We start from the raw sequence: 21,231 nt of genomic DNA, 5'->3' as shown, positions 1-21,231 counted from the left end.
AGGAAACCTTTTGAGTGAAGATGTAGATCTGAGTACTCAGAAGGAATAGTGGCTTTCTCCTCTAAATAAAGAATAAAGCAAGTATCCTGAGAAACATGATTGACTAGGGTAAAGTAATCAAGGATTCCTGAAGGCAAGAACAAGCTTAAAGAAGCAACAGGATCAATCGTTTGGGAAGAGGATGTTTTCATGATGCAAAAATAAGAATTTTAACGCAATCCCCCAAGGTTTCAGACTGAGCCGCAACTTCATGGAATATTGCAACGCCATTTATCCAATGTGATGCTTTTACTCAGATCCTATCCTGAGCATAATATACAAGAATGAATAACAATAATGAATCAAAAAGAAACTGTAAATCTTTGCTTTTCTTAAAAATGGGATATTACAACAATTAGGGAACTGTGTATTTCGATAATATGCGAATATATATAAAAAAGCATCCAGACTAATACCTGAATGCTTTTTTCTTGGATTTGTTATATATCCTTTTTTGAGCCTCTTGTCGGATTCGAACCAACGACCCCGAGATTACAAATCACGTGCTCTGGCCAACTGAGCTAAAGAGGCGGGTGGGTAAGCTATCTATATCGCGCCGCTACAACCAACTACCTTTGCTGCGATCAAGCCCTGGAGGATTCGAAGGGAGCTGGCCGTATAGGACTTACCCGTTTTGCGGTTGCAAAGGTAGACATTTTTATGTATTCTGCAATAGCTGCAGACAACTTTTTTACTAACAAAAGACTAACAGGCTACATTTCAGGCAATTAAAATTGCAAAAAAATATTCAGACAACAACTTCCTCTGCTTTATTAACTTTAACAACCAGATTTCCCCTACCAACCGATATTATTTGTACCTTTGTGCGCAATTTATAAATGAAGATGACAGAGAACAGAAGCTATTTACAAAAATATGCCATGCATTTTGGCACGTATATGGGAATCTACTGGATATTGAAGTTCATATTATTTCCGCTGGGATTCCACATACCTTTCCTTTCGCTTTTATTTGTAATCCTGACATTGTCCGTACCTTTCATCGGATATCACTATGCGAAAATGTACCGGGATAAGATTTGCGGAGGAAGTATCCAATTTTCACATGCCATGCTCTTTACCATATTTATGTATATGTTTGCTTCTCTGCTGGTAGCTGTGGCTCACTACGCCTATTTCCAATTCATCGATCATGGATTTATCATCAACTCTTACATCCAGTTGTGGGACGAACTGATGACCAACACCCCGGCTCTGATAGAAAACAAAGAAGTTATAAAAGAAACAATAGATACCGCCCGTTCACTTACTTCCATCAATATCACCATGCAACTATTGTCATGGGATGTATTTTGGGGAAGTATCCTGGCCATTCCCACCGCATTGATGGTAATGAAAAAGGCCAAACTGGAAAATGACGGAGTGTCTCAATCGTAATTTATAATTCGTAAGTAATTAGTAATAAAAAAATGGATATATCAGTTGTAATCCCATTATTCAATGAAGAAGAGTCACTACCCGAACTCTATGCTTGGATAGAACGGGTAATGCAAGCCAACGGATTCTCATTCGAAGTGATTTTCGTTAACGATGGAAGTACCGACCATTCATGGGAAGTGATCGAAAAGTTTAAAGCTCAATCGGAACATGTAAAAGGTATCAAATTCCGCCGTAACTACGGTAAATCACCTGCACTCTACTGTGGATTCGCTGAAGCGGAAGGAAACGTAGTCATAACGATGGATGCGGACCTACAAGATAGCCCAGACGAAATCCCCGAACTTTACCGGATGATTACAAAGGATGGCTACGACCTGGTATCCGGCTGGAAGCAAAAGAGATATGATCCTATTTCAAAAACACTGCCCACCAAGTTGTTTAATGCTACTGCCCGCAAAGTATCAGGCATCAAAAACCTGCACGACTTCAACTGCGGATTGAAAGCCTATCGCAAAGAGGTCGTAAAACATATCGAAGTGTACGGTGAGATGCATCGTTATATACCTTATTTGGCAAAGAACGCCGGATTCAAGAAAATCGGTGAAAAGGTGGTACACCACCAGGCGCGTAAATACGGCACAACAAAATTCGGACTGAACCGTTTCGTAAACGGGTATCTGGATTTACTCTCTCTTTGGTTCCTCTCCAGATTCGGCATCAAGCCGATGCATTTCTTCGGACTGTTGGGATCATTGATGTTTCTGATAGGAATGATTTCTGTCATCATCGTAGGTGCCAGTAAACTATATGCCATGTACAACGGTCTCCCCTACCGACTGGTGACCGACTCTCCCTATTTCTATTTGTCACTTACGGCAATGATTATAGGTACGCAATTATTCTTAGCCGGATTCCTTGGCGAACTCATCTCGCGCAATGCACCGGAACGGAATAACTATCAGATAGAAAAGAAAATTTGATTCACATTCAATAAACTGACTATGAAGAATTTAATTCGTATCTTTCTCATATTGACTATCATTGGCGGTGCAGTCAGCTTACACAGTGCCTGCTCGGATGAGAACGATTGCTCATTGGCAGGACGTCCGATGATGTACTGCACAATATATACCATTAATCCGGATAACCCTACTATTGCATTAAAAGACACGCTTGATTCATTAACAATCACAGCATTAGGCACCGACTCTATCATTCTGAACAATGAAAAGAATGTGCATACCCTGATGTTACCACTACGATACACAAGTGACACTACTGTGTTCATATTCAGATACGATCCCAAACGTAGAGAAAAAGATTTTGACACATTATACATTGTACAACAAAATACTCCTTATTTCCAGTCCATGGAATGTGGTTATATGATGAAACAAAATATAATCAGCGCTAAATTTGGAAAACCGGGAAGACCGGGTAACCCTCCTCCCTATGGCAACGGGCAGCCGGACCAGATAGATTCTCTTCATATAAAAAATAAAGAAGCCAATACAAATGAAATCGAGAACTTGCAGATATTCTATAATTATCGGCCAGAACGCACACCTGATGAAACGACTAATTAGTCTGCTTCTGCTCTTTTGCATTGGGCTTCCGTTGCTGGCACAACAGCAACGTCCGGCGCAAACGCCCAAAAGAGATCAGAAGAAAAAAGAGGTTGCCGAGATAGATACCATTCCGCTCTACAATGGTACGTATGTCGGTGTGGATTTATATGGCGTTGGAAGCAAGCTGCTGGGAGGCGACTTTATGAGTTCTGAAGTCAGCGTAGCCGTTAACCTCAAGAATAAATTCATCCCTACTATTGAGTTTGGTATGGGAGGAACAGATACCTGGAGCGAAACAGGCATACACTATAAGAGCAAAATGGCCCCATTCTTCCGAATCGGTGTGGACTACAACACCATGGCAAAGAAAAAAGAGAAGAATAGCTACTTGTATGCAGGACTTCGCTATGCATTCAGTTCATTTAAATATGATGTTTCCACAATGCCGGCAGATGATCCTATCTGGGGAGATGTAATAGGTAACCCCAGTTTGGAAGACGGTTATTGGGGAGGAAGTGTGCCATTCAGCCATCTGGGTATGAAAGGATCGGTGCAATGGCTGGAAATCGTTTTAGGCGTCAAAGTACGTATTTACAAAAACTTCAACATGGGGTGGTCGGTACGTATGAAATACAAAACCAAAGCATCTACCGGAGAATATGGAGACCCATGGTACGTGCCCGGTTACGGAAAGTTTAAATCAAATAACATGGGAATCACTTATTCCCTTATTTATAAATTGCCTCTTTAGAATACAATGACAGGACTAGAGATTTGGCTGCTTGCAATAGGTCTGGCGATGGATTGTTTCGCTGTCTCAATTGCAAGCGGTATTATTTTGAAACGTACCCGTTGGAAACCCATGCTAATCATGGCTTTTGCTTTCGGCTTTTTTCAGGCAATCATGCCATTTATCGGATGGATGTGTGCAAAGACATTCAGTCATCTTATAGAAAGTGTAGACCATTGGATTGCTTTCGCGATCCTTGCCTTCTTAGGCGGACGAATGATTTTAGAATCTTTCAAAGAAGAAGAATGTTGTAAACTGTTCAATCCGGCAAATCCGAAAGTGGTATTGACTATGGCAATAGCCACAAGTATTGATGCATTGGCAATCGGCATTTCCTTTGCCTTTCTGGGAGTTCAGGACTATACCGAAATCCTTCCTCCTATCAGCATCATCGGGTTTGTTTCATTTGTCATGTCACTCATCGGTCTGATCTTTGGTATCCAATGTGGCTGCGGCATCGCCCGGAAACTGAAAGCAGAGTTATGGGGAGGTATCATTCTAGTCATTATCGGACTAAAGATATTAATTGAACATTTATTTCTTCAATAAAACGAGTTTTCTCATCAAATAGAAGAGCGTATGAAAACAAAAAAAAGTTTCCTTTGGCTGGCTTTCCTGATTTTGGCAACTATCTGGATATTAGTCAGACATAATCAACAAGTTGGCTATTACAGTGTCAAAGGTTTGGTGTTTGGGACAGTATATAAAATTACTTATCAGCATGACGGTGACTTAAAACCGGAAATAGAAGCTGAACTAAAACGCTTCGACCAATCTTTATCGCCATTCAATGACAGTTCTGTTATCAGTCGCGTCAACCGCAATGAAGAGCTGGTGACTGATAGTTTTTTCCAGAAATGCTTCCATCGCTCGATGGAAATTTCCCGCGAGACAAAGGGTGCTTTCGACATTACAGTAGCCCCTCTTGCCAATGCTTGGGGATTCGGTTTCAAAAAAGGTGCTTTTCCTGATTCATTAATGATAGACAGTCTGTTACAAATCACCGGATATGAAAAAGTGAAAATGGATAACGGCAAAGTTATCAAACAGGATCCTCGTACTATGTTAAGTTGTAGTGCCGTGGCCAAAGGGTATTCGGTAGACGTAATTGCACAACTGCTCGACCGTAAGGGAATAAAAAACTATATGGTAGATATAGGCGGCGAGGTGGTAGTGAAAGGGAAAAATCCTTCCAAAGGCTTATGGCGCATTGGAATCAATAAGCCCATCGACGATTCACTGGCCGTAAACCAAGACTTACAGACAATTCTTGAGATAACAGATTTAGGCTTGGCTACTTCCGGAAACTATCGCAATTATTATTATAAGGATGGGAAGAAATACGCCCATACGATTGACCCTAGAACTGGCTATCCGGTACAACACAATATCTTGTCCTCTACGGTAATCGCCAAAGACTGTATGACTGCCGACGCCCTTGCCACCGCCTTCATGGTGATGGGACTGGAAGAAGCGGAAGCTTTCTGCAAAGCGGATACAACGATTGACGCCTACTTTATTTATAGTGGAGAAAATGGAGAGTTCAAGACTTATTATACGGAGGGAATGAAAAAATACATAACTACTCCGTAATATATATATATTTATATATTATACAAACAGAGGTTCTACTTGAGTAAAACAGAACCTCTATTCAATTGGCAAATATCTATTTCATAAACACGAAATACACTGCTGCAATCAGACAAATAAATGCAGCCAGATGATTCCAATGTAAAGCCTCACCTTTAAAGAAGATGGTAGTGAACACTGTAAAAATAACAAGTGTTATTACCTCTTGAATGACTTTTAGTTGCATCAATGAAAACGGGCCTCCATTGCCTATAAAGCCAATGCGATTGGCCGGTATCTGACAGGAATATTCAAAAAAGGCGATCGCCCAGCTGAACGCAATCACACCGATCAGCGGAAGAGCTGCGAACCAACTGTACTCCTGTTTCATCTTTAAATGTCCGTACCAAGCAAATGTCATAAAGACATTAGATACAATCAGTAACAAAATGGTATAGAATCCTTTCATAACAATCTATTCAAATTAATCTATTTTATCTGGTAATAATTCCTCCTGTACATTAGTCATACTGCCCCAAAGGCTATAACGAGCTTCCGGGTTCATCGCTTCCAACTGCCGTAAAATTCCTTTCATATCACTCCGGCTGGACTGCGATTCATAAGGACAATTCTTCACTTGCTTCTGATAATGACGCAAAGCTGCCAATTCTACCAAATCAGCTTCATGGACCAGACACATCGGACGAATAATTGTCATATCAAACTTCTTCATCATCAACCGGGGCGGCATTGTACTGAAAGCTCCCTGATAAGTGATATTCATCAATAAAGTTTCCAAAATATCATCCATATGGTGACCGAGAGCGATTTTATTGCATCCGTGTTCCTTGGCAACTGTGAACAGGGCTTTCCGACGGTTCCATGAACAGAGGAAACAGGGAGATTTACGTGTGTCGGTAGCAGGATCAAAGGCAGTCTCATACTGCACAAAGGGAACTCCATACGTCTCACAGTGCGCTTTCAAATATTCCGTATCACTCTGATAAGGAATATTCTTCATCACTACATGGACGGCAACGACAGAAAAGCGAGGTTTATAGATACGTGCGCGTCTCCCCAACAGTTCCACAAGCGCCAACGAATCCTTTCCTCCCGACAGTCCGATAAGGATTTTGTCTCCTTCTTCTATCAATCCATATTGCACCACTCCTTTATTAAACCGCCGTTCAATGCGGCGAATGGTTTTCTCTTCTTCCGTAAATTGTGTCATATCTTTAAAAATCGGCTGCAAAAGTAAGCGAAAAGAATGATTTAAAGAAGAATTAACATAATAGAATCACTGAAAAAGGGTTTATTTCTAATAAATTTGTACTTTTGAACAATTGATAAATGGACCGGTGCCCGAAAGCAGCGATGTTTTCAATCTACCCGTCACTCATAAACGCTCAAAACGATGAAAGGAAAATATATTCTATTTTTAATTTGCAGCCTCTTCCTTTGCGAAGTCTCTGCACAAACGTTGGAACAGGCACGCACCTTATTTACCAAAGGTGAGTACGAACAAGCCAAACCAGTTTTTAAGAAGTATACTAAATCACAACCGTCGAACGGGAATTATAATTATTGGTATGGCGTATGTTGCCTGAAAACCGGAGAGGCGGAAGAGGCGGTGAAACCTCTTGAAATAGCGGTAAAGAAACGTATCACCGGTGGACAACTCTATTTGGGACAAGCATATAATGAGACGTACCGCTTTGAAGACGCAGTGAACTGCTTTGAAGAATACATCGCAGACTTAAGTAAACGCAAGAAACCGACGGAAGAAGCGGAGAAACTTCTGGAGAAAAGCAAATCTGACCTTCGTATGTTGAAGGGGGTTGAGGAAGTATGTATCATCGACAGTTTCGTTGTGGACAAAGCAACTTTCCTGAACGCTTACAAGATCAGCGAAGAATCGGGCAAACTGTTTACTTTCAATGAATTCTTCAAGACAGAAGGAGATCATCCGGGAACTGTTTATGAAACAGAAATCGGAAATAAAATTTATTATAGCGAAAAGGGCGAGAAAGGTAATCTTGATATCTTTTCAAAGAACAAGTTGTTGAATGAATGGAGTGACGGACGTCCGTTACCGGGTAGTATCAATGCTTCCGGGAATGCGAATTATCCGTTTGTTCTATCGGATGGAGTCACCGTTTATTACGCCAGCGATGGCGAGGGATTGGGTGGCTATGATATTTTTGTCACTCGCTACAACACGAATACCGACACTTATCTTGTTCCGGAAAATGTGGGTATGCCGTTCAACTCGCCGTACAACGATTATATGTACGTCATCGATGAATACAACAACCTCGGATGGTTTGCTTCCGACCGTTTCCAACCGGAAGGAAAGATATGTATTTATGTATTCATCCCTAACACTTCCAAACAGACTTATAATTATGAAGCAATGGAGCAGCAAGAGATCATTCGTCTGGCACAGATTCATTCGCTGAAAGAAACCTGGAAGGATAAACAAGCGGTTACCGAAGCACTGCAACGATTGAAAGCTGCTATCAGTCATAAGCCCAAAGAACGCCGTGCCATGGACTTTGAGTTTGTCATTGACGACCATACGACTTACTATCTGATGAGCGACTTTAAATCCGCAAAAGCCAAGACACTTTTCCAACGCTATCAGCAGATGGAAAAAGACTATTATCAACAAGAAGAAAAGCTGAACGGCCTTCGTCAACAATATGCCGGTGCCAACCAACAGGGAAAAGCCAAAATGGCTCCTGCCATTCTCGACCTCGAAAAGCGGATACTGCAAATGTCCGAAGAACTCGATGCTCTCGAAGTGAATGTACGTAATGCAGAAAAAACAAAATAAATAATAACTCTGAACTATGGATATACTCATTATCGCCGTTCTCATTATTGCCGCAGTCATACTGTTTCTGGTAGAACTGTTCGTCATCCCGGGCATTAGTCTGGCCGGAATTTCTGCATTGGTTTGCATCCTGTATGCCAACTACTATGCATTCACCAATTTAGGTATGGCAGGAGGATTTGTCACTCTTGGCATATCAACGGTTGCCTGCATCGGATCACTGATTTGGTTTATGCGATCGAAAATGCTGGACAAACTGGCGTTGAAAAAAGATATCGATTCAAAAATAGACCGTAGCGCAGAAGATAGCGTCAAAGTGGGTGATATAGGAATCAGTACTACCCGCCTGGCACAAATCGGTTATGCCGAGATTAACGGAAAAATTGTAGAGGTAAAGTCAATAGACGGGTTCCTCAATGAGAAGACTCCGATAATCGTAAGCCGGATCACCGACGGTACAATCATGGTTGAGAAACACAAAGAATAATATTCACTTAATAAAAACATCAATGGAATCATCTTTCTACTTGCCTATCTTTCTGATAGCCGGAGGTATTATCTTCTTGATAATATTTTTCCATTACGTGCCGTTCTTCCTTTGGTTGTCGGCTAAAGTTTCGGGAGTTAACATCTCGCTGATACAACTATTCTTAATGCGTATACGTAACGTTCCGCCGTATATCATCGTTCCGGGAATGATCGAAGCCCACAAAGCCGGTCTGAAAAATATCACCCGCGACGAACTGGAAGCCCATTATCTGGCTGGCGGACACGTAGAAAAGGTAGTTCACGCCTTAGTATCGGCATCGAAAGCCAACATCGAATTGCCTTTCCAGATGGCTACTGCTATCGACCTGGCAGGACGTGACGTATTCGAAGCTGTACAGATGTCTGTAAACCCGAAAGTGATTGATACTCCTCCTGTAACGGCTGTTGCGAAAGACGGTATCCAGTTGATAGCTAAGGCTCGTGTTACAGTACGTGCCAATATCCGCCAGCTGGTCGGTGGTGCAGGTGAAGATACGATCCTTGCCCGTGTAGGTGAAGGTATCGTTTCGTCTATCGGTTCTTCTGAAAACCATAAATCGGTATTGGAGAATCCGGATTCTATCTCTAAACTTGTACTTCGTAAAGGTCTGGACGCAGGAACTGCTTTCGAGATTCTGTCTATTGATATTGCGGACATCGACATAGGTAAGAACATCGGTGCGGCTCTGCAAATCGATCAGGCTAATGCAGATAAGAATATTGCACAGGCAAAAGCTGAAGAGCGCCGTGCTATGGCAGTAGCTTCCGAACAGGAAATGAAAGCAAAAGCACAGGAAGCTCGTGCCAAAGTGATTGAAGCAGAAGCTGAAGTTCCTAAAGCAATGGCTGAAGCTTTCCGCAGTGGAAACTTAGGCATCATGGATTATTATCGCATGAAGAATATCGAAGCTGATACTTCCATGCGTGAGAATATCGCCAAGCCGACAACAGGCAATGCTGGCAATCAGCCATTGAGCAAATAATCGTTCACAAACGCCGGAATCCGATTTCATTTCAGTCGCAAGACGTTCTCTCCTTTTCTATGGAAAAAGAAAGAGACTTCTTCTGAACTTAAATCCGGTTCCGGCGTTTCTATTTATAGATACAATCCTATTATAAAACTAAAACCTTTCAATGACATGAAAAAGTACTTTCCATCCTCTGAATTGATAATCAATGAAGACGGTTCAGTATTCCATCTTCACGTAAAACCCGAATGGTTGGCAGATAAAGTAATCCTAGTAGGTGACCCCGGACGTGTAGCACTCGTAGCTTCTCATTTCGAAAACAAAGAATGTGAAGTGGAAAGCCGCGAATTCAAAACCATCACGGGTACTTACAAAGGTAAACGGATTACGGTAGTCTCTACAGGAATCGGTTGCGATAACATCGACATCGTAATGAATGAATTAGATGCACTCGCCAATATCGACTTTGTCACCCGTGAAGAAAAGGATCAGTTCCGCCAACTGGAATTAGTGCGTATCGGCACATGTGGCGGCCTACAACCCAATACGCCTGTCGGAACTTTTGTATGTTCGCAAAAGTCCATCGGTTTCGACGGGTTACTGAATTTCTATGCCGGACGTAATGCCGTATGCGATTTGCCTTTCGAACGTGCTTTCCTCAATCACATGGGTTGGTCGGGAAATATGTGCGCTCCTGCTCCTTACGTCATTGATGCCAATGAAGAATTGATTGACCGGATCGCCAAAGACGACATGGTACGTGGAGTGACAATCGCTGCCGGAGGTTTCTTCGGTCCTCAAGGACGTGAACTTCGTATCCCGTTAGCAGACCCGAAACAGAATGATAAGATTGAAGCGTTCGAATATAAAGGTTACAAAATTACCAACTTCGAAATGGAAAGTTCGGCTTTGGCAGGACTTAGCCGGTTGATGGGACACAAGGCAATGACCGTCTGCATGGTGATAGCCAACCGACTTATCAAAGAGGCCAACACCGGATATAAGAATACAATCGATACGCTAATTAAGACAGTACTTGACAGGATATAAATCTATATTTAGGAGAGTTAAATTGTAATCGAAAGAATAAAATTGCAATTAAAAGAATGTATAATGGCTTGAATCTTTCACTGATAATATGTATAGATTCAAGCCATTGTTTTTTTATTAATAACCAATCGTAAATCTCTCCTGGTGGTGTTTCGGATATTCCAGTTCATCAATCATGGCGGCGGCATAATCTTCAACAGAGATATGGCTGTTTCCTACAATATCTACAATCATATCATCTTTTCCCAACCGATAACGTCCTGTACGTACTCCCGGACGCATATCCGCTGCCGGAGAGAAAAATACCCAGTCTATTTCTTTTTCTTTCTTTAAAAAGTTCAGATAAAACTCTCCTAGAGCTTTCACTCCCGGCAATATATTTTCGGGTACTTCACCGGAATCCATCAGACGCAAGCCCGGAGCGATAAACAAAGAACCGGCACCGCCCACCATCAAAAAACGATTAACACCCGCTTTCTTCACTCCATCAATAATGGTCAGATAAACTTTGATTGTTTCATCGTATATATCAGGATTATTCCATCCCGGATTGAATGCACTAATAACAGCATCTGCACCCTTACAAACGGCAGCCACTTCATCAAGCGCGGAGACATCGGCTTTCACCACTTTCAGATTTTCATTCTCTATCTTTATCTTTTCCGGATGACGAACCACTGCCGTAACCTCGAAACCACGATTCAATGCTTCATTCAGAAGGGCAGAGCCCACAAAGCCGCTTGCCCCGATAAGGACTATCTTTTTCACTTTCTCCATATTCTAATATATTATAATGTTACTACTATATAATAAATAACACTACAACATTCAGAATGTTAGTTCTCTTTTAGAAAATTAATTATCCGATATAAGATTCTATTGTCTCTTTCAACCTTTCCAAAGAATAGGGCTTTGAGATAACAGCGTTGCATCCTGCCTGAATAGCCTGTTGCTGTTCAGTATAGAAAGCATACGCGGTCACTGCAATAATAGGCACAGTCAGAGAAATAGTACGGATCTTTTCAGTGGCTTGAATACCGTCCATGATCGGCATACGAATATCCATCAGAATCAAATCCGGCTTTTCGCGGATAAAACTATTGATGGCTTCCTGTCCATTGCGTACCCATGAAATAATATATTCCTTATTCAGAAAAATATTAAGTTGGACAAAGTTCGACTCAATGTCTTCTACCACCAATATCTTTTTACGTTTATCCTCATCGACATTCTTCTTATGCGGAAGTCTTCTTTCGGCAACCTCCTTCGGTATTTCCTGATAGGGTAAATAGAGTGCAAACATACTCCCCTGCCCTAATTCTGAAGTTACTTCGATACGGCCGCCCAGTCGTTCTACAATGCTTTTACAAATTGAAAGCCCTAATCCGGTGCCTTGCACAAAATCATTCAGTTTCTCAAACCGGGTGAAAATTTGAGGGAGTTTCTCTTTGGATATACCGCAACCCGTATCGCTGACATACAGTTTCAGCCAGGGTCCTTCATGTTTCAAGCCTAAAGTTATACTTCCCTTTTCCGTATTTTTAATCGCGTTCGACAAGAAATTGAACAATACCTGCATCACACGGTTACGATCAGTAGAAGTCCAGTATTCTCCTTCGGGACGAATCACTTTCAATTCTACATTCGACTTCATCTTCAGCTGGTGCACTTTTTCCACTTCTTCCACTAGTCCTGCGATCTCAACCTGCTGGAAATGCATTTCCGATTTGCCGGATTCAATACGGGAAAGGTCTAAAATATCATTAATCAACTGCAGTAACAGGTTGCTATTTCTCTGAATAATTTCCAGATACTCCATTTTCTCTTCTTCACTTTCTGTCACTGCGATAATCTCCGAAAAACCGACAATAGCATTCAACGGAGTACGAATTTCATGGCTCATATTAGCTAAAAAGACCGACTTCATTTTATCAGCATCTTCCGCACGACGTTTAGCTTCGATCAATTCCTGCGAACGCTGAATCCGGTCTCCGATATCATGTATCAACGCAAGTACCCTGTTTCCTTCAAAGGGGGCGATACGTGCCTGAAAATAATGCAGACTTCCATCCACTTCAAGCGGATATTCTATTTCCTTCAACTTACCATCACGCAAACATTCCCTAATGTTACAAATAAACAAGTCGCTAACCTCCGGTGAATAAATAGATCGTCCATCTGCTCCGCGTAGCACTTCCACAGGGTGAAGCAATATCGTTCCCGGTGCCATCAGGACATCGGTAATAAAGAAATTATCATCAAAAATAAAAATGAATTCCGGCAATGCTTCAATTATTTTGCGATTATACTCTTCCAGATATTTGATATGTTGCTCCTTTTCGCATTGTGAAGTGACGTTCACCGTATATGCCAGCAGTTTACCCGGATGACTTTCGCAACTCTCTTTGTAAGACAGAAAATGATCTTCCAGCCAAATTACTTTCCCTTGTTCACTTATACAACGAACTCTAATTTGTGAGGTCTTAGAGTCTGATGAAAGCATTTCTGCAAAGGCTTGTTTATAGAATTCAATATCTTCCGGATGAATAAACCGATAGAAATCATCTATATCTTCAAAAATGATCCCGGCATCCTTTAATCCCAGTGTAAAAAAATAATCGTTTGAAAAGGAGCATTTGCCCGTAATGATATCATATTCCCACAAAGCTATTTGATGAGCTGCAAGGACAGAAAGTATTTCTTGTGAGTTCTCCCGTATGAGTTCACTCTTTTCATTGGAAGAATATAAATTAATCGCTGGTTCCATAAGCATTATTGTTTTATTTTGTTTGGTGTACCACTGCATGGCAGCAAATATAAACAAATAAAGCACAAGTTGTGCTCAATTTTCTGTTTTTTACTTAGAAACAATTATCTTTGCTCATCCAAAAAGAAAAAACAATGATTCAAGATACTATCTGTGCCATCGCTACCGCTCAAGGCGGTGCTATCGGAAGCATCCGCGTTTCCGGTCCGGAAGCTATTTCTATTACCGGCAGCATCTTCAAGCCAGCCAAAGCTGGCAAATTATTGAGCGAACAAAAACCATATACTTTGACATTCGGGCGTATTTATGACGAAGACGAGATGATTGATGAAGTGCTCGTCAGCCTTTTCCGTGCTCCTCATTCGTATACGGGAGAAGACAGTACGGAAATCACGTGTCATGGTTCCACTTATATTCTTCAACAGGTAATGCAGTTGCTTATTAAAAACGGTTGCCGCATGGCCCAGCCGGGAGAATATACGCAACGTGCTTTCCTCAATGGAAAAATGGATTTAAGTCAGGCAGAAGCTGTGGCGGACTTGATTGCTTCTTCATCTGCTGCCACTCACCGATTGGCAATGAGCCAGATGCGGGGTGGATTCAGTAAAGAGCTGACAGATCTACGCAACAAGTTGTTGAATTTCACTTCCATGATTGAATTGGAGTTGGATTTCAGCGAAGAGGATGTGGAATTTGCCGATCGTTCGGCATTAAGGAAACTGGCAGATGAAATTGAACAGGTCATTTCGCGGTTGGCTCATTCATTTAGTGTCGGCAACGCCATTAAGAATGGTGTTCCCGTAGCTATCATCGGTGAAACAAATGCCGGAAAATCGACTTTACTGAATGTATTATTGAATGAGGATAAAGCCATTGTCAGTGATATTCACGGGACAACACGTGATGTAATCGAAGATACTGTCAATATCGGAGGAATCACTTTCCGGTTCATTGATACCGCCGGAATCCGGGAAACCAATGACACGATTGAAAGTTTGGGTATTGAACGTACTTTTCAGAAGTTGGATCAGGCGGAGATTGTTCTTTGGATGGTAGATGCTGTGAATGCCGCTTCTCAAATTGAACAGTTATCGGAGAAAATAATTCCACGTTGCGAAGGAAAACATTTGATTGTTGTATTCAATAAGGCTGATTTGATTGAAGATAAACAGAAAGAGAATGTATTATCTTTATTAAAAGACTTCCCCAAAGAATCTACGGAATCTATTTTCATCTCGGCCAAACAACGAAAGAATACAAGTGAGCTACAAAAAATGCTTATTGATGCCGCACACTTGCCTACAGTGACACAGAATGATATTATTGTGACAAACGTAAGACATTACGAAGCTTTAAACAAAGCTTTGGAAGCTATTCATAGAGTACAAAACGGACTTGATTCGCAGATTTCCGGGGATTTTCTTTCGCAAGACATACGAGAGTGTATCTTCTTTATTTCGGACATAGCGGGGGAGGTTACGAATGATATGGTGCTTCAAAATATCTTTCAACATTTTTGCATCGGTAAGTAAGAAGCGCATACTATCATTGCTGCAATAAAATAGATCGTTTAAAGAAATCACTATGCCCATTATAGAAATATCATCCTTAACAGACTCCGGAGTAGAAATATTCAGTACCCTCACCGAAGCTCAATTACGGAATCGTATCGAGCCTGATAAGGGATTGCTTATTGCAGAAAGCCCCAAAGTTATCCATGTAGCTCTGAATGCTGGTTATGAGCCTTTAGCCCTCTTGTGTGAACAGAAGCATATCACTGGTGATGCCGCTGGCATCATTGAACGTTGTGGTGATATACCTGTCTATACCGGTGAAAGAAAGTTACTTGCCACATTGACCGGATATACACTGACGCGCGGTGTCCTCTGTGCCATGCGTCGTCGGGCACTACCAAGTGTAGAGGAGGTGTGTCGGAAAGCTCGACGGATCGTAGTCATTGAGGGCGTGGTAGACGCTACTAATATCGGAGCCATCTTCCGTTCCGCAGCCGCCTTGGGGATAGATGCTATATTATTAACACGCAATTCTTGTGATCCGTTAAACCGACGTGCAGTCAGGGTTTCGATGGGTTCTGTCTTCCTGATACCATGGACTTGGTTGGACGGTTCTCCCAATGAGTTGCGTAAACAGGGTTTCCGTACAGTCGCTATGGCACTCACGGAGAAATCAATCTCTATCGATAATCCTATCTTAGCAACCGAACCCAAGTTAGCCATCGTAATGGGAACAGAGGGGGATGGTCTTCAAAACGAAACAATCAATGAGGCGGACTATGTAGTCCGCATTCCTATGGCAAACGGTGTCGATTCTCTCAATGTAGCCGCCGCATCCGCTATTGCTTTCTGGCAACTTCGCGTTCAAAATGACACAGATCTGCCACCATCACCGGATGATGTACATATATGATTTTACTTATATTCCTACTCACACCTACAATACGTATTTGCGCCACAGGAACAGCGAGGTAACAACTTTTCCATCAATTCACTTCGAAAGAACTCATACAGTTCTTTATGCATGATGTCATATAGTGCCCTAACCCGTTCTTCCTGCTCATCTTCTACATGAATTCCTCCCTGAAAGGGATCTGTAAAGTTGAAAGAAACGTATTTTCTCACTACACCCTGCATTTCCTTTTGCACTTCCTCTGCTTCCGGACAAAGGGTAATGACATAATCCCACGTCTGTTGGGCATATGTCGCAACGTCACAGGGCTTTCTACGCGAAAAGTCATATCCATTTTGTTCCATCACTTGGCAAATAACGTCAGGGACAGAATTTCCAGCCAAAATACCGGCAGTACTAATCTTCATCCCTCTACCAAAGGAGTTCAAAATTTCCTGTGCCATACGACTGCGGCACATATCATTATTACTTACTATCAGTATATTCTTCATACACAAATTCTATTTTTATTTATTTCCTGATATAGCTACTTTAATAACTCCATCTAATTTGTTTTCAAAGATACGATAGGCCTCCTCAATCTCATTCAACGGAAATCGATGTGTAATAAGAGGAGTAGTATCAATTTTACCTTCCTCAATCAGCATGAGAATCTCGTTACAATCGCAGCCATCCACTCCACCTGTTTTAAAAACCAAATTCTTGCCATACATATCAGGTAAAGGAAGAAGTTGTGGTTTATCATAGAGGGCTACAATCGTGACAATAGCATTAGGACGGGCACAATCCCAAGCCAAATGGAAGGAATCGTCACCCCCTGCCACTTCCAAAACAACATCTGCTCCACCATGGTCACTGTTCTTGAGAACAAAATCCTTGCAGTTTTCCGGTTCAGTCACCAACACATCAGGATAATGCTCGCGGACAAACCGAATTCTTTCAGGAGACTTCTCACAGATAATAATGCGTTTTGGCTTCTTCAGCATCACACACAACAAAGTACAAATCCCGGTAGGTCCGGCACCGATGATAAGAACAGTATCTTCCGCGGTTATTTCCGAGATGCATGCTGCCCAAAAACCTGTTGCAAGCACATCACCGACAAACAAAGCTTGTTCATCACTCACTGTATCCGGAATACGATTCAAACCTTGATCCGCATAAGGAACTCTGACATATTCCGCCTGACCGCCATCAATTCGACAACCTAAAGCCCAACCGCCATTAGGATCAGTACAGTTATTCACATATCCATGCTTACAGAAAAAACACTCACCGCAGAAAGTTTCGACATTCACAATCACCCTGTCACCAGGCTTCACCGAAGTGACATCAGCCCCTACTTGTTCTACCACACCTACCATCTCATGCCCGACAGTTATTCCGGGCACAGCACGCGGCACACTGCCATGTTTAATATGAAGATCACTGGTGCAGATGCTACCAAGTGTTACACGCACGACTGCATCCCGTGAATCCTTTATTTCCGGTCTTGCTTTCTCCTGCAATTCAAACTTTCCGTGTTCAATATATGTGTATGCAAGCATAATATCCTCCTCGTTCATTAATATATACCTTGCAAAGATAATGATTTCATTGGCAAAACAAATCTCTTTTATCACGTTCAATACTCCCAAACCGAATCTCACTCTATATTTATAACAATACAAAGCTGAATAAAGTCATTCACTGTTTTTTCTACTTCAGCTTTGATATTCTGGAAAATATTCTTACTTTTATATCCTAAATAATAAATAAAAACAGCAGCACGACTTATTATATTTACACACAAGCCTATGATAGATACTTCCGAAAATCTGATTATTATAAAAGGTCAAATCAAGACTCCTGAAATAGAAAGTTGCCAAAATCATAATGGCAACTATAAGGTAGTATTCCGGAATGTTCCCAGTGCGTATACTTACAAAGAAGAAAATGTCCTTTGGCTGACTGATCCGGACAAACCGGACCCCAATAATTATCAAATAATCAGTAAAGGGAGAACTTTATCAAACATCAAAGCCTTATCTATTTTTAAGGCCGGATCACACAACTATTGGCACATTCGTTTTCTGAATGGTAAAGAGTATGATTACAGAGAAAAAGACTTAGAAATTATCGAATCATGCTTGGGAGAGAGTCGTTCGAAAAGTATATTCGAATATTTGAAGAAAGTTGCCGATGCGAACGAATTGAAAGCTGATGACGGAACGAAGCTATTGGCAAAACAATATGAAAAGATTCATTTCATCGCAAACAACAGAGCTATTGCTGTATATCTGAATCCTCAAAAATATAAAATGCAGACCCGGACTGCCTCAACCTTGATTTTTCCTTTCGGTTGTAATGCAAGCCAGCAAAAAGCAGTCCAGGCAGCTTTTGAGAATCAAATCAGTGTTGTGCAAGGACCTCCGGGAACTGGAAAGACCCAAACGATTCTGAACATCATTGCCAATATCCTTGTGCGTGGTAAGACTGTTCAGGTAGTATCTAATAATAACTCCGCCATTGTCAATGTACTTGAGAAGTTATCCAAATACGATATGGGATTCATTGTTGCATTGCTTGGCAGCACAGCTAACAAAGAGAAATTCATCGAGACTCAAGAAGAGGAAAAACAATATCCGGAGAACTTTGAGTCATGGCATGATGCGGATGCCGACCAACCTCAATTTCTCAATCAGATACATCATCAGACCGAAGAACTAAAAAGCATATTTTACAAACAGGAACGCCTTGCCATGGCAAGACAGGAAATACAAGCTTTAAAAATAGAGTGGCAACATTATCTGCAAGAGTTCGGAACAAAAGAATTTACTCTCCAACAACGGAAAAGTTCCAGCTCGGCAGACCTTCTGAATTTATGGAATGAATGTCAGCAATTTGCAGAAAAAGAACAATCATCAAGTCTTCGGGGAATAGCTGCTTTTATTCAACGGTTGAAATGGTTCTTCTTTAAATTCAGGAGCAAAGCGATTTGTAAAATCCCCGATAAAAGTTTTTATAACCGGGAGATGAGTTTGATTATCGCCGACTTCCAAATCTTATTCTACCAAACAAAGTATGCAGAGCTGGAAGTTGAAATAGACACATTAGAAAAGGAACTTGCCAACAAAGATGCAACAGAAATGGCTAGACAAATGGCCGATACATCAATGAAATATCTAAAGAATCAGTTATTTCATACCTATGGCAATAACCATGACAAGCCCATCTTTACGCTCCCTGATCTAAGAAATAATTGGCGAGAGGTACAAAAAGAATACCCTATTATATTAAGTACGACCTTTTCATCATTAAGCAGTCTGCAACGAGATGCTGTATATGATTATATCATTATGGACGAAGCGTCGCAGGTTTCCGTTGAGACCGGAGCTTTAGCCTTGTCATGTGCTAAAAATGCAATCATTGTCGGCGACACCATGCAACTCCCCAATGTAGTCACAGAAGAAGATAAGGAAAAGCTAAACTTTATCGCTAATGCCTGCCTGATTAAGCCGGAATATGACTGTGCCAATATGAGTTTTTTGCAATCTGTCTGCAAAGTTATTCCGAATGTACCACAGACCTTGTTACGGGAACATTATCGATGCCATCCCCGAATCATCAACTTCTGTAATCAGAAATTTTATGGTGGAGATCTCGTCATCATGACACGTGATAAAGGAGAAGAGGATGTCATTTGTGCCATACGGACAGCCAAAGGTTACCACTCCCGCAGCCACATGAATCAACGGGAAATAGATGTTATCAAAGAGGAAGTACTACCGAATCTATCTTATGAAACAGATGAAATTGGCGTCATAGCTCCATATAACAAACAAGTAGATGCAGTAAAATCCGCACTTGAAGAGGATATTGATGTTGCAACAGTCCATAAGTTTCAGGGAAGAGAAAAGGATGCTATCATTATGACCACTGTCGACGATGTCATCACTTCCTTTTCCGACGATCCCAACCTGCTCAATGTTGCTGTTTCGCGGGCTAAGTCACAATTCTATTTAGTCGTATCGGGAAACGAACAACCCAAAGACTGCAATATCAGCGATTTGATTGCTTATATCGAATATAACAATGGCACTGTTTCCACCAGTAAGATTCATTCTATATTCGATTATCTATATGAGCAATACACAGATGCCCGAATTGCCTATTTGAAGAAACACAAGAAAATATCCGAATACGATTCCGAGAATCTTACATTCGCCTTACTTGAAGATATTCTGAAAGAGAATATCAATATGCGTCATTTGAATATCATTTGCCATTTACCACTCTATATGTTGATTCAGGATTATTCTCTATTGAATGAAGAGGAAAGCAAATATGCTGAAAATATAAATACTCATATTGATTTTCTAATTTATAATCGTGTGAGTAAACAACCGGTATTGGCTATTGAGACGGATGGTTATGCATTCCACAAATCGGGGACGAGTCAGTCAGAACGTGATATTAAAAAGAATCATATTTTAGAGTTGTACGGAATTCCGTTAGTGAGATTGTCTACTATTGGTAGTAATGAGAAGAAAGTTATTGGAGATAAGTTAAGTGAAGTATTAAACTTGCATTAGAATGTTCATTGCAAATCATATTTTTTTAGAATAGGAGTTTCTGCATATTCTAACAACCAAAAGAATAAATTTTACTCCAACTATAACAATCACATCAATAATAATGCCTACATTTACTTCTCATTTAAAGTACGACAGCACTATGGAAATTATTTTCTACTTTTGCATCAACCTCATTAAAAGTTTCTAAGAACTTAAAGTGAGTACATAAATAAACATTAATCACAATGACAAAAAACTATCTCATCGTAAATACATTAATTAAAATGCGGATAAGATACAATACATATAACAATAAGAATCATCTGTTTTACAAAAATAGGCAGATAAATAAACCGTATTTCGACCAAATACTAAGAAATGAACAGGAAAGCATTAGGTTAACAATTCTACGCGACACACTTCTCCCAAAACTGATGTCAGAAGAACTAAAAATTAACGCAACTGAAGTATTATAGATTACGATGAACAAGTCAATAAACATACTTGATAAAGAATATCTGCAATGGGTGAAAGACCTTTGCGGTCGCTATCGTCAAAGCCAAATAAAGGCAGCGGTGAAAGTAAATGTGGAACAGTTGAAATTCAACTGGCTTTTAGGTCGTGACATTGTTGAATTGCACGTAGAAGAACGCTGGGGCGAAAGTGTTATCACTCGATTGAGCAAAGATTTACGTGAAGCTATACCCAATGCGGCTGGTTTGTCAAAGAG

20 protein-coding genes, 1 tRNA gene and 1 pseudogene are annotated in these 21,231 nt (G+C 41.0%); 14 read left to right on the top strand and 8 right to left on the bottom strand.

The window, feature by feature from the left end:
- A pseudogene (locus HMPREF0106_RS27870) lies at positions 1–191 on the bottom strand (transposase); the annotation flags it as partial.
- Between the two features lie 305 nt (positions 192–496).
- Positions 497–570: transfer RNA gene (locus tag HMPREF0106_RS09080), tRNA-Thr, on the bottom strand.
- Positions 571–878: 308 nt separating this feature from the next.
- Between HMPREF0106_RS09080 and HMPREF0106_RS09085 the strand changes: the two genes are divergently transcribed.
- Genes HMPREF0106_RS09085 through HMPREF0106_RS09110 form a run of 6 tightly spaced genes read left to right on the top strand, consistent with a single transcriptional unit; the run spans position 879 to position 5,390 of the window.
- Complete coding sequence (locus HMPREF0106_RS09085; RefSeq protein ID WP_009040381.1) at positions 879–1,436, top strand: DUF4199 domain-containing protein; 558 nt, start codon at positions 879–881, stop codon at positions 1,434–1,436.
- Between the two features lie 32 nt (positions 1,437–1,468).
- Entirely contained in the window at positions 1,469–2,419 is a 951-nt protein-coding gene (locus HMPREF0106_RS09090) for a glycosyltransferase family 2 protein (protein WP_004309773.1), read from the top strand.
- 21 nt (positions 2,420–2,440) lie between these two features.
- Positions 2,441–3,025 (top strand): DUF6452 family protein, encoded by a 585-nt coding sequence (locus tag HMPREF0106_RS09095; RefSeq protein ID WP_004309772.1) that lies wholly within the window; start codon positions 2,441–2,443, stop codon positions 3,023–3,025.
- Positions 3,009–3,758, top strand: a complete 750-nt coding sequence (locus tag HMPREF0106_RS09100) for a DUF6048 family protein (RefSeq protein ID WP_004309771.1) — start codon at positions 3,009–3,011, stop codon at positions 3,756–3,758. Before HMPREF0106_RS09095 ends, HMPREF0106_RS09100 begins: the two co-directional genes overlap by 17 nt.
- A gap of 6 nt (positions 3,759–3,764) precedes the next feature.
- Positions 3,765–4,346: a manganese efflux pump MntP family protein gene (locus HMPREF0106_RS09105; RefSeq protein WP_004302038.1), complete on the top strand. Its 582-nt coding sequence runs from the start codon at positions 3,765–3,767 to the stop codon at positions 4,344–4,346.
- Positions 4,347–4,376: 30 nt separating this feature from the next.
- Positions 4,377–5,390 (top strand): FAD:protein FMN transferase, encoded by a 1,014-nt coding sequence (locus tag HMPREF0106_RS09110; RefSeq protein WP_004309770.1) that lies wholly within the window; start codon positions 4,377–4,379, stop codon positions 5,388–5,390.
- 76 nt (positions 5,391–5,466) lie between these two features.
- Here the strand turns inward: HMPREF0106_RS09110 and HMPREF0106_RS09115 are convergent, their stop codons facing one another.
- The gene (locus HMPREF0106_RS09115; protein ID WP_004302024.1) at positions 5,467–5,838 is read right to left on the bottom strand and encodes a DMT family protein; all 372 of its coding nucleotides are present in this window, start codon (positions 5,836–5,838) and stop codon (positions 5,467–5,469) included.
- Between the two features lie 15 nt (positions 5,839–5,853).
- Positions 5,854–6,600, bottom strand: a complete 747-nt coding sequence (locus tag HMPREF0106_RS09120; protein WP_009040380.1) for an ATP-binding protein — start codon at positions 6,598–6,600, stop codon at positions 5,854–5,856.
- A 183-nt stretch (positions 6,601–6,783) separates the two neighbouring features.
- Here HMPREF0106_RS09120 and HMPREF0106_RS09125 point away from each other — a divergent pair, with 183 nt between their 5' ends.
- The 4 genes from HMPREF0106_RS09125 (at position 6,784) to HMPREF0106_RS09140 (ending at position 10,751) form a co-directional block, all read left to right on the top strand.
- The gene (locus tag HMPREF0106_RS09125) at positions 6,784–8,205 is read left to right on the top strand and encodes a tetratricopeptide repeat protein (RefSeq protein ID WP_009040379.1); all 1,422 of its coding nucleotides are present in this window, start codon (positions 6,784–6,786) and stop codon (positions 8,203–8,205) included.
- A gap of 16 nt (positions 8,206–8,221) precedes the next feature.
- Positions 8,222–8,692 (top strand): NfeD family protein, encoded by a 471-nt coding sequence (locus HMPREF0106_RS09130; protein WP_009040378.1) that lies wholly within the window; start codon positions 8,222–8,224, stop codon positions 8,690–8,692.
- 22 nt (positions 8,693–8,714) lie between these two features.
- Positions 8,715–9,716: a flotillin-like protein FloA gene (gene floA, locus HMPREF0106_RS09135; RefSeq protein ID WP_004304885.1), complete on the top strand. Its 1,002-nt coding sequence runs from the start codon at positions 8,715–8,717 to the stop codon at positions 9,714–9,716.
- A gap of 156 nt (positions 9,717–9,872) precedes the next feature.
- Positions 9,873–10,751 (top strand): nucleoside phosphorylase, encoded by an 879-nt coding sequence (locus HMPREF0106_RS09140; protein ID WP_004320316.1) that lies wholly within the window; start codon positions 9,873–9,875, stop codon positions 10,749–10,751.
- Between the two features lie 117 nt (positions 10,752–10,868).
- Here HMPREF0106_RS09140 and HMPREF0106_RS09145 read toward each other — a convergent pair whose 3' ends face one another.
- Both HMPREF0106_RS09145 and HMPREF0106_RS09150 read right to left on the bottom strand, forming a co-directional pair.
- On the bottom strand, positions 10,869–11,528 hold the full coding sequence (locus HMPREF0106_RS09145) for an NAD(P)-dependent oxidoreductase (protein WP_004302018.1): 660 nt from the start codon (positions 11,526–11,528) through the stop codon (positions 10,869–10,871).
- An 82-nt stretch (positions 11,529–11,610) separates the two neighbouring features.
- A complete protein-coding gene (locus HMPREF0106_RS09150; RefSeq protein WP_008644426.1) occupies positions 11,611–13,518 on the bottom strand; it encodes a PAS domain-containing hybrid sensor histidine kinase/response regulator in 1,908 nt (635 codons plus the stop codon).
- A gap of 134 nt (positions 13,519–13,652) precedes the next feature.
- Here HMPREF0106_RS09150 and mnmE point away from each other — a divergent pair, with 134 nt between their 5' ends.
- Positions 13,653–15,050, top strand: coding sequence for a tRNA uridine-5-carboxymethylaminomethyl(34) synthesis GTPase MnmE (gene mnmE, locus HMPREF0106_RS09155; protein WP_009040376.1), 1,398 nt, complete (start codon positions 13,653–13,655; stop codon positions 15,048–15,050).
- Positions 15,051–15,102: 52 nt separating this feature from the next.
- Positions 15,103–15,945, top strand: coding sequence for a TrmH family RNA methyltransferase (locus HMPREF0106_RS09160; protein ID WP_004310964.1), 843 nt, complete (start codon positions 15,103–15,105; stop codon positions 15,943–15,945).
- A 14-nt stretch (positions 15,946–15,959) separates the two neighbouring features.
- Here HMPREF0106_RS09160 and HMPREF0106_RS09165 read toward each other — a convergent pair whose 3' ends face one another.
- A complete protein-coding gene (locus HMPREF0106_RS09165) occupies positions 15,960–16,436 on the bottom strand; it encodes a low molecular weight phosphatase family protein (RefSeq protein WP_009040375.1) in 477 nt (158 codons plus the stop codon).
- 15 nt (positions 16,437–16,451) lie between these two features.
- Positions 16,452–17,492 (bottom strand): alcohol dehydrogenase, encoded by a 1,041-nt coding sequence (locus HMPREF0106_RS09170; protein ID WP_254706045.1) that lies wholly within the window; start codon positions 17,490–17,492, stop codon positions 16,452–16,454.
- A gap of 249 nt (positions 17,493–17,741) precedes the next feature.
- On the opposite strand from HMPREF0106_RS09170, the gene HMPREF0106_RS09175 reads away from it, so the two are divergent.
- Together HMPREF0106_RS09175 and HMPREF0106_RS09180 are read left to right on the top strand one after the other, a co-directional pair.
- Complete coding sequence (locus HMPREF0106_RS09175) at positions 17,742–20,519, top strand: AAA domain-containing protein (RefSeq protein WP_009040373.1); 2,778 nt, start codon at positions 17,742–17,744, stop codon at positions 20,517–20,519.
- Positions 20,520–20,983: 464 nt separating this feature from the next.
- The coding region (locus HMPREF0106_RS09180; protein WP_009040372.1) for a DUF1016 N-terminal domain-containing protein at positions 20,984–21,231 on the top strand (248 nt) is incomplete at its 3' end.

The organism is Bacteroides sp. D22 (assembly GCF_000163675.1).
GTDB classification, from domain to species: domain Bacteria; phylum Bacteroidota; class Bacteroidia; order Bacteroidales; family Bacteroidaceae; genus Bacteroides; species Bacteroides xylanisolvens.
Note: the sequence above shows the minus strand (reverse complement) of the source record. Positions and strands in the feature narration are given on the sequence as shown.